The organism is Flagellimonas zhangzhouensis (assembly GCF_900102925.1).
Classification (GTDB): domain Bacteria; phylum Bacteroidota; class Bacteroidia; order Flavobacteriales; family Flavobacteriaceae; genus Flagellimonas; species Flagellimonas zhangzhouensis.
The window spans coordinates 369,138-383,597 of sequence record NZ_FNKI01000001.1 but is presented as its reverse complement, the minus strand read 5'-3'; the positions used below and the strand labels follow the sequence as shown (position 1 = coordinate 383,597).

Sequence of the window (14,460 nt, the reverse complement as noted above, 5' to 3'; positions counted from 1 at the left end):
ACGCTACTTTTTAGGTAAAATTCTATTTTTGCCCAATGGCAAATCAGGAAGACATTTTTAAGAAGGTTATCTCCCACGCAAAGGAATACGGTTATGTATTTCAATCCAGTGAGATTTATGATGGACTAAGTGCAGTTTATGATTACGGTCAGAACGGTGCCGAGTTAAAAAAGAACATTCGCGAATATTGGTGGAAAGCCATGGTGCAGCTCAATGAAAACATTGTGGGCATCGATGCGGCCATTTTCATGCATCCGACCACTTGGAAGGCCTCTGGCCACGTGGATGCCTTCAACGATCCTTTGATCGATAACAAGGATTCCAAAAAGCGATACCGTGCCGATGTATTGATTGAGGACTATGTGGCCAAGATCGAAGCAAAAATCGAAAAAGAAGTAACCAAAGCTGCCAAACGTTTTGGTGATAGTTTTGATAAAGAGCAATTTTTGGCTACCAATCAAAGGGTGGTAGACTATCAGGAAAAAGCCGATAGCATCCTAAAACGCATGGGTCAGTCTTTGGAGAAAGAGGATTTGGCCGATGTGAAAGCCTTGATCGAGGAATTGGAGATTGCCTGTCCGCTTACTGGATCTAAAAACTGGACCGATGTAAAGCAGTTCAATTTGATGTTCGGCACCAAATTGGGTGCTTCTGCAGAAAGTGCCATGGACCTGTACCTTCGTCCTGAGACTGCTCAAGGTATTTTTGTCAACTTTTTGAATGTACAGAAAACGGGAAGGATGAAGATTCCTTTTGGAATTGCCCAAACTGGTAAAGCCTTCCGAAATGAGATTGTTGCCCGTCAGTTTATCTTCCGTATGAGGGAGTTTGAACAGATGGAAATGCAATTCTTTATAAAACCGGGTACCCAAATGGAGTGGTACGAAGCCTGGAAAGAAAAACGAATGAAGTGGCACCTTTCCTTAGGAATGGGATCAGATAACTATCGTTTCCACGATCATGAAAAATTGGCGCACTACGCCGATGCCGCTGCTGATATCGAATTCAAGTTCCCATTCGGATTCAAAGAGTTGGAGGGAATCCATTCCCGTACCGATTTCGATTTGGGCAAGCACGAAGAATATTCAGGTAAAAAACTACAGTATTTCGATCCAGAGGAAAACAAGAGTTATGTGCCTTATGTACTTGAAACTTCCATTGGATTGGATCGTATGTTCTTGGCCGTGTTCTCAAACTCTTTGCAAGAAGAGGAATTGGAAAACGGTTCTACCAGAACTGTATTGAAGATTCCTGCTGTTTTGGCACCGAACAAAGTAGCTGTTCTTCCATTGTTGAAGCGTGATGGTTTACCAGAAGTGGCCCAAAAATTGGTGGATGAGTTGAAATGGGATTTCAATGTGGATTATGATGAGAAAGATGCCGTAGGTCGTCGTTACCGTCGTCAAGATGCGGCTGGAACGCCTTTCTGTGTTACCGTTGATCATCAAACTTTGGAAGACGATACCGTGACCATTCGCCACAGGGATACCATGGACCAAAAACGTGTAAAACTTTCAGAGGTGAAAGATATCATCTCCAAAGAAGTGGATATGCGTTACTGGTTGCAGAAAATCTAAGTTGTCAAATTTCCCAAAGGTGTCAGTTCGAGGCAGTCGAGACCTCTCGACTGCGCTCGAGGTGACATTTATTACAATTTAGATCATTAAAACAGGCCTGTAATTTCCCCATCATCGTTAATGTCGATGCCTTCGGATGCTGGATGCGCTGGCAACCCTGGCATACGCATGATGTCACCCGTGATGGGAATCAAGAATCCTGCCCCGACCGCAATCTCGATTTCGCGGACGGTAATGATAAAGTCTTTGGGTCGTCCCAACAGTTTAGGGTTGTCCGAAAGTGATTTTTGGGTCTTGGCAATACATACAGGTAAGTTATCCAATCCCAAATCTGAAATTTTCCGCAAATTGGCCTTGGCCTTCGCAGTGTAATCCACATATTCTGCCCCATAAATTTCGGTGGCAATGGTGGCGATTTTATCCTGAACACTGGAGTTCCAATCGTAAAGGGGTTTAAAGTCGGATGCACCAGATTCCACTACGTGGATTATATGTTGCGCTAATTCCAAAGCACCTTCGCCGCCTTTGGCCCACACCTCGGCAACTGCAACGCGAATACCTTTGGATTTTGCTAGTTCCTTGATGACTTTAATCTCTTCATCCGTATCAGAAATAAATTTGTTGATGGCAATAACGGGAACCACATGGAACTTGGTAATGTTCTCCAAGTGTTTTTCCAAATTGGGCAAGCCTTTTTTCAGGGCTTCCACATCAGGTTCGGTTAAGGATTTTAAATCCGCTCCTCCATGGTATTTCAAGGCTCTAATGGTGGTGGTTAGCACCACGGCTTTGGGTTTTAAATCGGCGCTTTGGCATTTAATATCAAAGAATTTCTCGGCTCCCAGGTCAAAGCCAAAACCTGCTTCGGTAACCGTGTAGTCGGAATGCGTCATTCCCATCAAAGTAGCAATTACGGAGTTGGTACCTTGGGCAATATTGGCAAAAGGTCCACCATGAATAATAGCAGGATTCCCTTCAATCGTCTGTACCAAATTAGGTTTTATGGCATCTTTCAACAAAGCGGCCATGGCCCCCTCGGCTTTTAAATCTTTGGCATAAATAGGCTCTTTATCAAAAGTGTAGCCCACAAAAATATTTCCCAGTCGTTGTTTTAAATCGGTCAAGCTTTCGGCTAGACATAAAATCGCCATGATTTCAGAAGCAGCAGTAATATCAAAACCAGTTTCACGGGGAACGCCAGAAGTTGTTCCACCTAACCCAACAATAATATGTCGCAGGGAACGGTCGTTCATATCCATTACCCGTTTCCAACCTATGGTTCTAGGATCCAATCTTACAGAATTGGTCTTGCTCTGAATGTTATTGTCAATAATCGCAGCCAAAAGGTTGTGCGCTTTTTCAATGGCGGAAAAATCCCCTGTAAAATGCAGATTGATGTCCTCCATGGGCAATACTTGGGAGTAACCCCCACCAGTTGCACCACCTTTAATTCCAAAAATGGGCCCCAAGGATGGTTCACGCAATACGACTGTCGTTTTCTTTCCCAATCGGTTAAGCCCTTCGGAAAGCCCGATGGACATTGTGGTTTTCCCTTCGCCAGCTGGAGTAGGGGAAATAGCGGAAACCAAAATTAGATTACTGTTTTTGGCCTTTACGCGGTCTATGGCATTCAGAGGAATTTTTGCTTTGTATTTACCATACATATCAATGGTTTCGGGATCAATCCCAAATTTTTCGGCAATTGTGGCAATGGGTTTCAGCACCACTTGATGGGCAATTTGCTGATCGGTCATACAGTAGAAATTTTAAGACTGGAACAACTCAAAGAGTTGTTTTAATCCTTAGACAAGATACCACAATCCCTTCAGAAATTATATGACATTGGTTGGGTGTGTGGCTACTCTACCCGAATGCCTTTGGTGGTAAAGGAAAGCCCTTGTTGGCCCGAAGTGGAAATCATTACCCCTTCAAAATAAGGCTCGTGTGAGCTGGGTTTTGTGCTCCAATGAAACAAAAAGTTAGCTCCTGTGCCGCCCTCTTGGTCTTTCTCATCAATCACAATTTCAACGGTTTCCATGGGTTTAATGTGGATGGGAAAATCAAAATAGGTGCGGATGGAGTTGCCGTGGGTATCAAAATATTCCGCTTTGCGGATAAAAATGGTATCCCGAAGGTTGGTGTTCCGCATGCTGATCGTACTCGTAAGATTATGGGTGCGATGTTCCGTTTCACTATAAATTTCGGAGTATACAGAAAGATAGGAAATCCCATTCAACAAGGAATCCGCTTCGGAAATGGAAACTTTTCGTTGATTCCAATTCACAGGGTCTACCGAACTTACCTTTACGGGCGGTTTTTCGTTGCAGGAAATAATGGTCAAAACCAAAAGTAGTGGGAATAACTTCCTCATAATCCTATTTTGCTTGCTGCAAACTAAGATAAGGATTCTGCAATACTTGAAATGCGCCCTTCAAAAATTATTCTTTCTGCTTTTTGAACAACATATAAGAATAGATAATCGGAATCAATGCGATAATTATGGTAATCCCCATAAATACTTTAAAGTTGGTTTCTACTGAGAGGACTAGGCTGCTGATAATGGCCACAATGCCTCCAACAAACCAAACCTTACCGCCTAGTTTGTGGGTTTCTTTCCATACATATTCACTCTCCAAGGTCCAAGGGGTTCGGATTCCTATAAAATAATTGGCCTTGAGGGTCTTGAAGTAGTTTCCGAAAATAAGATACATGACCCCGATGATTACAAAGATAAAATTTGGATTGCTCAAACTGCCACCTTTGGTGGAATAAAGGATAAAAAGTGCCAAGGCAGATGTGATTAAAGTAAGTACCAATTTTAGGGATTGGTATTTGTTTCCCATTTTCTGTAGCTGCTTTTTCGGGTCGATGTAGGGAACCACCAATAAGAGCACGTAAATGAGGAAGGGCAACATAAAGGGAATCATGATGAGTTCTGATTTGTCCCCGTAGCGGTCTATTTCTCCTTGGGCGTTGTAGTGCAGGGGTACTTCTTGCGGAAGTTGGTTCCAGATGTAGGCCAAATACACAAACGGAAGTAAAACAATGCCGATGATCGGAAGTTCTTTTTTTAGGTTCATAGTTATTTTTTTAAGGTTAGTATCCAATTGAGCAAATCTTCCAAAATGGTGGTGTTGAGGGAGTACTCCACAAACTGCCCTTTTTTTTCGCTGGTTACAAGATCGGCTTGCCGAAGTATGTCCAAATGGTGCGAAATACTGGGTTTGGAAATATTAAAGCGTTCCGAAATCTCCCCAGCGTTCATGTCCTTTTCTTTGAGGAGCTCCACAATCTGTCTTCGGGTTTCGTCATTAAGGGCCTTGAACAGCGAATTCATTTAAATTAGTTATTTAGATAAATATCTAAATATTAAATGAAATTTGCAAATGGCTGATATAAAATATTTTAGCAACTTATATTGAAAATTGGCTGGATGTGACCCTGAAACAAGTTCAGGGTGACGCAGTAATGTTTAATTTGAAAAGGAATAAAATCGTCATGCTGAACTCCTGCTAGAAGGAATTCAGTATAACTTAACTTTTATCATTTACTTCATCCCATACAATGCCTTTCCAGCCTCTTCGTATTTATCGCCTGAGTTCCAAAATAATTTCTCCGAGGTGTTGGCAATCAATCTGCCAGTGTATACATAACCCTGGTAGAATTTGAGCAAATAGCCATAATCCAATGAGTCGGCCTCATCGCTGGCTTGGTGATAATATTTAAAAATTTCATCATCAAAACTGTGAAAGCCTGTGGAGTAGGTAGGTGCTGGAATCCCTTTTTGGGCAAAACTTACATTATCACTTCGGTCGAACAGCCCTTGTTCGGGTGCTGGGTCGCCAATGGCCTTTAGGCCAAAAGTGGAAGCTCCTTTTTCAATCAAAGGTTGGGCCGAGGTGCGTTCCAATCCAATAATGGTGGCCAAAGAAGTATCGTTGTAGCCCCCACCATCGGTATTAAAGCAATACGACATTTGATTTAGGGGAATCACGGGGTGGTCGGCGTAGTATGCACTTCCCAATAACCCTTTTTCTTCCGCCGTAAACAAAATGAACAAGGCAGAACGTTTGGTTGGGTATTTGCCCAAGTTTTCAGCCATGGAAAGCACGGCAGTAGTTCCAATTGCATTGTCGCGGGCGCCGTTGTAAATGGAATCTCCTTCGGCATTTGGTTGGCCAATGCCCACATGATCATAATGGGCAGAGTAGATTACGTATTCGTTTTTGAGTTTAGGGTCAGAACCTTCAATAACTCCAACTACATTTTGGGTAGACTTTATTTTCTTGGTCTGCCCATCTGATTTTAATGCATAGGAAATGGTTTTTCCATTTTCAAAACCTGAGTTGTTGGTGGTGTTCACCCAAACATGGAACATTTCACCTGTGTCTGCTGAAATGGTTCCTGGTTCCTGTACTTCGGTTTGTGATCCTAAATAATGTTTGATACGTGTCCACATGCCTTCTTCAAACCCAACAAGTTCAACAAGACCAGCTGCACCTGAACTGTTAACCCGCTCCATTTTTTCACTACTACTTTGGAACATTTGCCCTGGATCTTGCCCTGCTGCACTTCCACCTAAAACAACAACAACTTTGCCTGCAAGTGCTTTTCCTTCAAAATCCGATTCGGATCCATAGCCCAAGAAAATGGCTTCTCCAGATTGTTCAGTCGCGGGCATTTTAAAAGCCGCGTTCAAAGGAAAGTTGGTCCCATTTAAACTCAACTCCAAATTTTTAGGAGGTGTGGTTTCTACCAAATCAAAAGTTTGGTAATAGGTGTCTGTTCCAGGAATGGGTGATGCCCCATACCTGCGCAATTGGTTGGCTAAATAACTGGCTGCAATTTTGTTGCCGCGTGTTCCAGAAGCACGACCTTCCAATAAGTCATCTGCCAAAAAGTATATGTGGCTTTTTATGGAGTTTTCGTGTACTGTGGATGCCGCTTTTTCTTGATCGCTTTGCGCAGATAGAAGTCCGATGCCCAAAAACGCAATGCCGAGGGAAAGATATTTTTTCATAAAATTCAAATAAAGGTGTTCGCCGTTTTTAAAGATAGGTAAAATGCTTTAGTGGGGAGAAGGTACATTTCCCTTCTCATTTAAAATACCGTCCATTTTTAGGTGGGTAATTACTGGTTTTTTGGCCATTCGAACCAAAGTAACGTGGTCAAACGCCATGGAATCCTGTGGATTTTGACTTCCTCCTGTGGTTCCTAATATGGAATAGCTGTGTCCTTTACGGATGGTATTGGAAAAGGAATGGAAATGCCCATTGATCACGGTGTATTCTCGATCGGACAGTACATCTTCCAAAGGCCCCAATCCTTTTTCGTCTTCGCGCATCCAAAGCGGTTTGTGCATCAGCACGAACGTCCATTTTACATCGGGATGGTCTTGTAAAACCTTGGTGAAATAGTTCAATTGGGCACTACTCATGCCTCCAATGCGTCTTTCGGGCATACTGTAATATTCGGATTCTTCATATTTGCCTTCAATTTCGCCATCAATAATTTTAAGGGCTTTGGCACGTGCTTCGTAGATTTCAATCATGCGCTTTTCCTCGTAGTCTTCGGAATCCATCATCAAAAACAGCACATTTTCATATACAAAATGATAATAACGAGGACCAAAACGGTTTTCCCAGAATTCTCGCATCACAGGGTTGGTGAGGTCGTGGTTGCCTCCCAAATGAAAAAACGGCATATCCAACTTCGCTGTGCGATCATCAAAGGAATCCCATTCTTTTTGAAGTTGATTTTTATCTTCGGTTCCGCCATCGATCAGATCGCCCACACTGAGGACAAAAGTGGGGTCGAGCATGTTCAATTGTTGCACGGCGGTGGCATAAACCCCTTCTCTTTCTCCCCCATTCAAATCGGAAATAATGGCAAAGGTGAAATCATCTTCCGTTGGTTCAAAAGTTTCACTGTTCCAAGGTTTGGGTCCCGAAGTAATATCGTGGGTAAATTTGGGTGAAACTTTGACAACAGTAGCAGTATTTTGTTTGCACCCGATAGCAGCTATTAAGCTTAGGAGAAGGAGAAGGTAGTTTTTCATTTTTTAGTTTTTTCTATAGTCCAAAGCAGGTTCTCTATCACCCAACAAAGCTTCGTATTTGAAATCAGGACCTCTTCTTTCGTTGAATTCCGCCTTGATCTCATCCAATAACTTTGGATTTTTGAACAAATCCATTGCAGAAAGCGCCATGGTTTTGGCGGCAACCATCATTCCTTTAAAACCAATATCGGTTCCACCAGCAGCTACAGCTTGCCAGCTATGTGCAGGAGTTCCAGGCACCCAAGTAGCAGTGGTAACGGCCCCAGTTGGCGTGTTCCAGCTTACATCACCAGTATCTGCCGATGCTTTACCATAGGTAAATTGCATAGGTTGAATCTCTTGTGCACTTTCAATAGGTTTTGGTGCTCCTAATGTTTTTTGAATTTCTTTCGCAAATTCAACATCTTCGGGAGTGTAGTTCACACCACCTACGATCGTCATATTGCTGTGCATCAATTTTGCAAGAGCTTCATTGGGTAATTTTTCATAGGTTCCACCGATGATTTCATAGCTCATTTCAGTTTCGGTTCCGATAGCGGCACCTTCAGCAGCTTTTACCACACGATCCCAAACAGCTTTAACTTCCAATCTGTTGGAGTGGCGGATTACGTAATATACTTCGGCTTCTTTTGGAACAATGTTTGGCGCATCACCACCTTTTGTGATCACATAGTGAATTCGGGTTGGCTCAGTGGTATGTTCACGAAGCATGTTCACCAAATCGTTCATTCCTTCAACACCATCTAATGCTGAACGACCCAATTCAGGAGCCATGGCAGCATGGGATGACTTTCCTGTAAATCGGAATTTTCCTGAAATAGTGGCCAAGTTGGTGCTTGGATTTGCTGCATTTTGATTGCCCGCATGCCATGAAACAATCGCATCTACATCTTTAAAAAGTCCAGCACGAACCATATACACTTTTCCAGAACCACCTTCTTCGGCAGGGGTGCCATAAAAACGGATAGTGCCCGATTTCCCTGATTCAATTAAGTAGTTTTTAGCTGCAATGGCGGCGGCCATGGATCCTGTTCCGAATAGGTGATGTCCACATGCCTGTCCAGGTGCGCCGACAACTCTTGGTTTTCTGAAAGGAACGGCATCCTGTGACATGCCTGGTAAGGCATCGAACTCACCTAGAACTCCAATTACAGGCGAACCAGAACCATAGGTAGCGGTAAATGCGGTTGGAATTCCAGCTACACCTTTTTCAATGGTAAAACCCTCTTTTTCCAGCTCACTTTGAAGTAGCGCAGAGGTATTGACCTCTAAATACCCTAATTCGGGATTGGTCCATAACTCCTTTGCAATGGTAGTGTAATGTTCTTTTTTCGCGTCGAGATCAGCTATAATTTTTTTCTTGTCTTTTTGCCCAAAGGTCATCGAAGAAATTAATAGAAGGGCAAAGGTGCATAAAAGCGGCTTTTTCATTTTGAGTAGTTTAGTAGTTGGTTTTGGTTATAAGTTAAATCACGCAATTCATTGAAAAGTGATTCTCTCAAAGATACTATTAAAACCCAAGAAGATAGCTTAGGATAAGCTACTCCTTTTCACTATTGAAAAATCCGAAAAATAGCTCACTTTTTCTTGATGGGAATCCAAAATTCCTATTCTGAATCAGGATGCTTTCCTATGTATTTCTCTCCCATTAGGGCAAAGTAGGGCCTTGCATTCATTACATATTCGGAGTTGGGTAGCCATTCGCAATAAATTATTTTGATTTGTTTTCTTTAACCCTAAACTCCACTATTTTTTGAATTAAATCATAAGGAATAGGTTGACCCAAAGGAAATTGGACAGACCCTTTTCCTTGTTTATAGTTCGAAAGCTCTTTTTGAAATTCAGCATGTCCTGAGGGCGTGGCGTAAAATCCAATATGATTTTTGTATCCTGCGAAATAAACCAAAGGATTACCGTTTGTTTTGTACCCTGGCATGCCATAAGCCATTACCTCCAAAGCTTCTGGCGCTAACTTTTTAATAAGACTTCTGATTTTTAACAGATGTTCCTGAACTTCTTCTGGAAACTTGGCAATATATTGATCTATTTCGCTCATGGTCAGTCTGTTTTGATTTTAAAGATAGGCCGATCTTCTAAATCAAATGCTTAAAAAACATAGTTTAACTTCACCCCACCAAAATAATTTCGTCCATTTCCAGGGTAAAAATATCTAGGTTGTGCCCCTCCAAAACCTACCGCATTGATCAGAACAGATTGGGCATAGTTGCTATCAAAAATATTATTGACTCTAGCATTTAATCCTAAACTAATATTTTGAGAAATTGAGGTTCGATAACCAAGCTTGGCGTGGAACACATTGAAAGCATCGCTATAGGCCGAATTGGCGTCCGTTAACGGAATTTTGTCCACAAACTGATGGGTAAGATTCAATTGTAAACCGTTTGAGTGTTGCACATCCAACCCAGAACTGATTCGATGCATTGGCACCCCAGTAAGTGGATTTCCAGAATAATCGTTATCCCCATCTACAAAATCCACAAAACTATGGTCGTTCAAGGTATAACTGAGGTAAGGGGTTAAGATTAAGGTTTGAGAAAGCTTTCCACGGTATTGTAGGTCGAGTTCCAAACCTTGGTGTCTTGTTTTTCCAGCATTTCTGCCAATATATTGGTCTTCGCCTACTCGTTGTGACACCAAAAGGTTTTTTACATTCATTCGGTAGACCGTAACATTAGCAGAAAGTCTTTTTTGAAACAATAACCATTCACTTCCCAACTCATAGTTTACTCCAGTTTCTTGGGCAATATCTGGGTTGATAATACCATTAGGAGTTAGGGTTTCCTCCAGACTTGGATTGGAAAACCCCCTGCTGATATTGGCGTAAATTTTGCCATCTTCCATTTGATAATTCAATCCAAGATTGGGCAACAAAATGGCATCAAAATCACGTTCGGCTGATGCATTGTTTTCTCCTTGATTAAACAAATCCCTGAAATCATAAAATGTCTTGTTTAAATTAAGGCCTAGCTGTGCCGATAATTTTGAGGTGACTAGATAAGTAAAAGTTCCGAACAGATTGAACTGTCTTCGAAATTCTTTGTTGTTGCTCAATGGATCACCTTGCAAGCTGCCATTTCCATCATTCTCTTGATATAAATTTTCAAAAGTGCCCCAGTGGTATTCGTCTTTATACAACTCGCCACCAAAGGTGAATTGCGACTTACCCCAATTCCCAGCAAAATTTGTTCGAAGTCCGAATCCGTTGGTGTACTCGTCCAAAATATTGAAAGGCCGAGGTTCGTAATGGTCTAAATAGGTGTAGAAAATACTTGTGGTATTTTCCAGCTTTTCAGAAAATTGAAAGGTGTGTGATAGGCCCGTCAAAAGATATTTATTGGCTTCATAACCTTGTGCGGCCAACCAATTGGAGGCTGCCCTTGTGGGGTCTTCTTCCAAATAGGTCTGGTTGATGGAACTTGCGATATGGGCAGTGTAGTCGATATAATTCACTAAAACGGCTATACTACTTTTTTCTCCAGTTTTGAATTGGGAATTCAACAAAATACCATCCCTATTAAACTGATTGTTCTGTCGGTAGCCATCCGTTTCCATATGATTGTAACTTAAGGATAGCTTAAAATCTTTTTCTGAATGTGAAAAGGTAAGGTTGTCCTTGAGCATGTTGTACGAACCTACCGAAAATGAGTTCAGCAGTTGGGTTTCATCTTCCACGGATGGTTTGGTGTCCAATAAAATTGCACCACCTAAATTGGAACCAAAAACAGTGCCCTTTGGCCCTTTTATGACTTCTACACTACCTAAATTCTCAAAATCGTACGCCTCAATCGTAGATGAGCCAGTGCCATTGGTCACGGGGATGCCATTAAAATACATGCGTAATTTATTGGTGCCGTAGGGTGTTCTTGCCCCTATACCCCGAACCGTTATTCTATTGGTGTTGATGGCTCCAGAAAGAATATACACCCCAGAAATCTGGTTCATGGCGGATGGAATATCCGTTGGGTTGAAACGTTCAAAAGATTGGGTGGATATGGTCGAGGAAGGGGTGATTCCTGTAGCTTTTTTTGGTATGGATTCTTGGGTCAAGATCACTTCTTCCAATTGGGTAATGGAGTCTTTGGGAGAAATTTGAGCTATTAGAATGATGGGTAATAGAAAGCAAATGAATGCGATGGTAACTCTCATTTTTGGTACTAAAGGGGTGTTATTTTTTTAGCTTGATAGTTTTGCCTGTTTTGGCGCTTTTGCGAGCGGCATCCAAAATTTCAACTACGGTCATGTTATTTTCCAATGCCGTTAGGTCTTCTGGATTTAATTGAATGGAGCCACGAACCACTCCTACTAATAATGCAAAAGGATCATTGTATGGATAGGTTCTTTCTTCCAAGGTAGTAATTTCTTCATCGTAGCCATCATAGCCCTCTGCCATTCGAACACGAAGCGTGTTTCTGTTGTCGGCAAAAATTGCACCCGTTAGACCGTAAAGTTCCATGTCTTTTCTGCCAATCGGCCAGTTCCAAGAGGGTTGCAAAACGGCTTGGCAATCATCATAGGTTAGGATAATAACGGCATCGTCATCTACATTTGGATTGTTTTCTGGTTGAAGTTGCTGAGTTACCGCTGTAACGGTATTCGGTTTTTTTCCTTTTAAAAGCCATGTGCTAAGGTTTGCTCCGTAACAACCGAAATCGGTTATGGCGCCACCTCCATTGAGCACAGGATCCTGAAGCCACTCTAAAAACTCTTCATTTACGCCAATTTTCACAGGCCCTCGATGGCCATCTCGAACAACAACTTTATGGAGGGAACCAATTTTTCCATTATCCAAAAGAGTTTTAGCTTCATGATTCGTCGGGTACCACGTGGTTTCGTAGTTGGTGAGCAAGTGGATGTTATGTTTTTGTGCAAGTGCTTTCATTTTTTTGGCATGCTCCATGCTAACGGCCAAAGGTTTTTCTACCATCACATGTATTCCTTTAGGTGCACAGGTTTCTACCACTTTCAAATGCTCAAAAATGCTTCCAAAAGCGGTGACGGCTTCTGGTTGGGTGGCGACAATCATTTCTTCCAAGCTATTGTAGACCAAATCCATTGAAAAACCGTGCTGTTCTGAATATCGTTGCGCAAGTTCACGATTGGGTTCCGCTATGCCCACAATTTTTATATCACCTATATCCTTTCGACCCAAAATGGAATGAACGTGGGAGTGGGATAGTCCTGCGACACCAACTTTTAGTGGTTCGGACTGTGCAATCAGTTGCATGTTCACGAAAAACAAGAATGTCAAAATGAAAAGTGCCGATCGTACCATTTGAGCTATGTGGATATTGATTTCTATAAAAATAAGAACTAATTATCAAGTTCTTCCAAAAGGGCGGAAGTACACTGAATGGTAGCAAATTCATCCTTTAAGTTGGCCATTTCGGTTTGAAAAATGATATCCGAGCTATAGCGTTTGCCATCAATTCCAATTTTATCAAAGGCGGCAGTGGCATCAGAGCTTAAAGTCACATTAAAACCAAGATTTGCCGCCATTCGGACCGAAGTAGAAATGCAATGTTCAATGGTGAGGCCTGCAATGACCAAATGGGTAATGTTTTGGGTTTTTAATCGTGCTTCCAATTCGGTACCAATAAAAGCACTGTTTACGTTTTTCTCAAAAATGGGTTCGTTCTCCAATGGTTTTACTGCTGGATGAAAATCATTTCCCATTTTACCTGGGAACAATGGGGAATCTTCATTTTTGGAATTGTGTTTAACATGAAAAACAGGTATTTGTTTCGCTCTGAAAAATGCCAAAAGTTTAATGCAATTTTCTTCTGCTTCTGGATTATTTCTTTCCGTACCGTAAAACTCCATTTCTTGGAGGCCTTTTTGAATATCTATCAAAACAAGTGCGGTCATGGGATAAATTTTGAGCTAAAATTAAGGGAATTCAGCAAGAAAGATAATCATGATTCTTTTCGTTGATGTGCCTATTGGCAAATTCAATTTTAGGGAGCGGTCAACAATGGCTATTTTTAGACAAAATTTACTTCGATGAAGATTGCATCATACAACGTCAACGGAATTCGAGCCGCCATGAACAAAGGTTTTGTGGACTGGTTGCAAACCGTTTCACCAGATATTATTTGCCTTCAGGAAACCAAGGCCATGGAAGATCAAGTGGACACCAATCTGTTTGAGGAGGCTGGATACCCACATCATTATTGGTTCAGTGCCCAGAAAAAAGGATATAGTGGGGTGGCTTTGCTTTGCAAAGAGGAGCCCGATCATGTGGAATTTGGAACGGGGATCGACTACATGGATTTTGAGGGAAGAAATATTCGAGCGGATTATGGAGACCTTTCCATCATGAGTATGTATTTGCCGTCGGGAACTAATATGGATCGTTTGGATTTTAAGTTGACCTATATGGCCGATTTTCAAAAATATGCGGATGAGTTGCGGAAAGAACGACCCAATTTAATTGTGTTGGGGGATTATAATATTTGTCATGAAGCCATCGATATTCATGATCCAGTTCGAAACAAAAATGTTTCGGGGTTTTTACCTGTGGAACGAGAGTGGATAGGAAATTTTATGAAAAGTGGCTTCATTGATAGTTTCAGGCATTTCAATAAAGAGCCCGATAATTATACGTGGTGGAGTTACCGAGCCAACGCACGGGCCAATAATAAAGGATGGCGTTTGGATTATGGGATGGTGGCAGAACCTTTGGAAGATCGATTAAAGCGTTCGGTGATTTTATCCGAGGCCAAACACAGCGATCATTGCCCCATTTTATTGGAAGTAGAAAAATAACATTGCCGTAAGACTCAGTTGTTCTGATTGACTACCTTT

Annotated in this window: 13 protein-coding genes; 2 read left to right on the top strand and 11 right to left on the bottom strand. The window is 41.8% G+C overall.

Translation table 11 applies throughout. The features are described from left to right. The first annotated feature begins 35 nt into the window (after positions 1-35). Positions 36-1,577 carry a glycine--tRNA ligase gene (locus tag BLQ18_RS01630; protein ID WP_090292013.1) on the top strand — a complete coding sequence of 514 codons (1,542 nt, stop codon included), beginning with the start codon at positions 36-38 and terminating at the stop codon, positions 1,575-1,577. A gap of 86 nt (positions 1,578-1,663) precedes the next feature. On the opposite strand, the gene BLQ18_RS01625 is transcribed toward BLQ18_RS01630, so the two are convergent. The 11 genes from BLQ18_RS01625 to BLQ18_RS01575 form a co-directional block, all read right to left on the bottom strand. Further along, a complete protein-coding gene (locus BLQ18_RS01625) occupies positions 1,664-3,331 on the bottom strand; it encodes a formate--tetrahydrofolate ligase (protein WP_090292011.1) in 1,668 nt (555 codons plus the stop codon). A 104-nt stretch (positions 3,332-3,435) separates the two neighbouring features. Beyond that, positions 3,436-3,948 carry a DUF3124 domain-containing protein gene (locus BLQ18_RS01620; protein WP_090292009.1) on the bottom strand — a complete coding sequence of 171 codons (513 nt, stop codon included), beginning with the start codon at positions 3,946-3,948 and terminating at the stop codon, positions 3,436-3,438. Positions 3,949-4,015: 67 nt separating this feature from the next. Continuing rightward, entirely contained in the window at positions 4,016-4,657 is a 642-nt protein-coding gene (locus tag BLQ18_RS01615) for an SdpI family protein (protein WP_090292007.1), read from the bottom strand. 2 nt (positions 4,658-4,659) lie between these two features. Beyond that, complete coding sequence (locus BLQ18_RS01610) at positions 4,660-4,914, bottom strand: autorepressor SdpR family transcription factor (protein WP_090292005.1); 255 nt, start codon at positions 4,912-4,914, stop codon at positions 4,660-4,662. A 210-nt stretch (positions 4,915-5,124) separates the two neighbouring features. Then, positions 5,125-6,597 carry a M28 family peptidase gene (locus BLQ18_RS01605; RefSeq protein ID WP_090292003.1) on the bottom strand — a complete coding sequence of 491 codons (1,473 nt, stop codon included), beginning with the start codon at positions 6,595-6,597 and terminating at the stop codon, positions 5,125-5,127. 48 nt (positions 6,598-6,645) lie between these two features. Next, the gene (locus BLQ18_RS01600) at positions 6,646-7,635 is read right to left on the bottom strand and encodes a metallophosphoesterase family protein (protein ID WP_090292001.1); all 990 of its coding nucleotides are present in this window, start codon (positions 7,633-7,635) and stop codon (positions 6,646-6,648) included. A gap of 3 nt (positions 7,636-7,638) precedes the next feature. Beyond that, positions 7,639-9,066, bottom strand: coding sequence for an amidohydrolase (locus tag BLQ18_RS01595; RefSeq protein ID WP_090291999.1), 1,428 nt, complete (start codon positions 9,064-9,066; stop codon positions 7,639-7,641). Positions 9,067-9,346: 280 nt separating this feature from the next. Beyond that, complete coding sequence (locus tag BLQ18_RS01590; protein ID WP_090291996.1) at positions 9,347-9,691, bottom strand: iron chaperone; 345 nt, start codon at positions 9,689-9,691, stop codon at positions 9,347-9,349. 50 nt (positions 9,692-9,741) lie between these two features. After that, the gene (locus BLQ18_RS01585) at positions 9,742-11,802 is read right to left on the bottom strand and encodes a TonB-dependent receptor family protein (RefSeq protein ID WP_090291994.1); all 2,061 of its coding nucleotides are present in this window, start codon (positions 11,800-11,802) and stop codon (positions 9,742-9,744) included. A gap of 19 nt (positions 11,803-11,821) precedes the next feature. After that, complete coding sequence (locus BLQ18_RS01580) at positions 11,822-12,928, bottom strand: Gfo/Idh/MocA family protein (protein WP_090291992.1); 1,107 nt, start codon at positions 12,926-12,928, stop codon at positions 11,822-11,824. A gap of 38 nt (positions 12,929-12,966) precedes the next feature. After that, positions 12,967-13,521, bottom strand: a complete 555-nt coding sequence (locus BLQ18_RS01575) for a cysteine hydrolase family protein (RefSeq protein ID WP_090291990.1) — start codon at positions 13,519-13,521, stop codon at positions 12,967-12,969. Positions 13,522-13,656: 135 nt separating this feature from the next. On the opposite strand from BLQ18_RS01575, the gene BLQ18_RS01570 reads away from it, so the two are divergent. Beyond that, positions 13,657-14,421, top strand: a complete 765-nt coding sequence (locus BLQ18_RS01570; RefSeq protein ID WP_090291988.1) for an exodeoxyribonuclease III — start codon at positions 13,657-13,659, stop codon at positions 14,419-14,421. Positions 14,422-14,460 lie beyond the last annotated feature (39 nt).

Bases quoted from the DNA above. Each gene is read 5' to 3' on its own strand.
- BLQ18_RS01630 (WP_090292013.1), top strand. From the start codon at position 36: ATGGCAAATCAGGAAGACATTTTTAAGAAGGTTATCTCCCACGCAAAG.
- BLQ18_RS01625 (WP_090292011.1), bottom strand. From the start codon at position 3,331: ATGACCGATCAGCAAATTGCCCATCAAGTGGTGCTGAAACCCATTGCC.
- BLQ18_RS01620 (WP_090292009.1), bottom strand. From the start codon at position 3,948: ATGAGGAAGTTATTCCCACTACTTTTGGTTTTGACCATTATTTCCTGC.
- BLQ18_RS01615 (WP_090292007.1), bottom strand. From the start codon at position 4,657: ATGAACCTAAAAAAAGAACTTCCGATCATCGGCATTGTTTTACTTCCG.
- BLQ18_RS01610 (WP_090292005.1), bottom strand. From the start codon at position 4,914: ATGAATTCGCTGTTCAAGGCCCTTAATGACGAAACCCGAAGACAGATT.
- BLQ18_RS01605 (WP_090292003.1), bottom strand. From the start codon at position 6,597: ATGAAAAAATATCTTTCCCTCGGCATTGCGTTTTTGGGCATCGGACTT.
- BLQ18_RS01600 (WP_090292001.1), bottom strand. From the start codon at position 7,635: ATGAAAAACTACCTTCTCCTTCTCCTAAGCTTAATAGCTGCTATCGGG.
- BLQ18_RS01595 (WP_090291999.1), bottom strand. From the start codon at position 9,066: ATGAAAAAGCCGCTTTTATGCACCTTTGCCCTTCTATTAATTTCTTCG.
- BLQ18_RS01590 (WP_090291996.1), bottom strand. From the start codon at position 9,691: ATGAGCGAAATAGATCAATATATTGCCAAGTTTCCAGAAGAAGTTCAG.
- BLQ18_RS01585 (WP_090291994.1), bottom strand. From the start codon at position 11,802: ATGAGAGTTACCATCGCATTCATTTGCTTTCTATTACCCATCATTCTA.
- BLQ18_RS01580 (WP_090291992.1), bottom strand. From the start codon at position 12,928: ATGGTACGATCGGCACTTTTCATTTTGACATTCTTGTTTTTCGTGAAC.
- BLQ18_RS01575 (WP_090291990.1), bottom strand. From the start codon at position 13,521: ATGACCGCACTTGTTTTGATAGATATTCAAAAAGGCCTCCAAGAAATG.
- BLQ18_RS01570 (WP_090291988.1), top strand. From the start codon at position 13,657: ATGAAGATTGCATCATACAACGTCAACGGAATTCGAGCCGCCATGAAC.